This is a genomic window from Halomonas sp. DP5Y7-2 (assembly GCF_019802025.1).
In the GTDB taxonomy this organism is placed as follows: domain Bacteria; phylum Pseudomonadota; class Gammaproteobacteria; order Pseudomonadales; family Halomonadaceae; genus Halomonas; species Halomonas litopenaei_A.
This window is the reverse complement of record NZ_JAHVHY010000030.1, coordinates 1-572: the sequence shown is the minus strand read 5'-3', so window position 1 is coordinate 572 and position 572 is coordinate 1. Positions and strand designations below refer to the sequence as shown.

Annotated in this window: 2 protein-coding genes; both read right to left on the bottom strand. The window is 60.1% G+C overall.

Features of this window, described 5'->3' with window-relative positions; translation table 11 throughout:
* Positions 1–254: exodeoxyribonuclease V subunit gamma (locus KUW18_RS19615; RefSeq protein ID WP_222562201.1), on the bottom strand; the 254-nt coding region annotated here is incomplete at its 3' end.
* A 126-nt stretch (positions 255–380) separates the two neighbouring features.
* A partial coding sequence (locus KUW18_RS19610; RefSeq protein ID WP_222562200.1) for a hypothetical protein occupies positions 381–572 on the bottom strand: 192 nt, incomplete at its 5' end.

Sequence of the window (572 nt, the reverse complement as noted above, 5' to 3'; positions counted from 1 at the left end):
CGATAGGCCTGCCACTGTAGCCGCGCCGGCAGCGCCACATCCGTTCCCAGACAGATACCGTAGCCGGGAGCGCCCTGACGCTCGGCGATAGAGGTCTTGAGCCATTGTGCAATGCCGTTACTCTGCACCAGGAAAAGCGTACGTGCGAGCGGATGGAGTGGGCGGCGGCCGAGCCATTTCAGCGTCAGATCGCGCAAATCTTCCATGCGGTTGCCCTGCAGGACAATCATCCCTGAGGCGGCTGTATCGGTCATGGCTTGCTCTCTTTGCGGCGCGGGAAGGCCTGTGGCGGAGGCCTGCGTCGTGACTGTCTCGGCATAGCCTAATAGATGCAGCGCCAAGGATCATCTGCGGGCAGTCACGCTGCGACAGATCCTCGGCTACTTCGGGTCACGTCGACGTTGGCGTTCGCTGAAGAAGAGCCAGATGCATAGGGCGGCGACCAGATAGACTACGAGGGGAATGGCCAGGCCGTAGGCCAGTACCTTGAAGGAAAAGTCGTTTTTGACAAAGAGGAACAGCAGAAGCACGGGGAACCAGCAGAGAGCGATGCCTTGCGCGAGCTTCTTTAG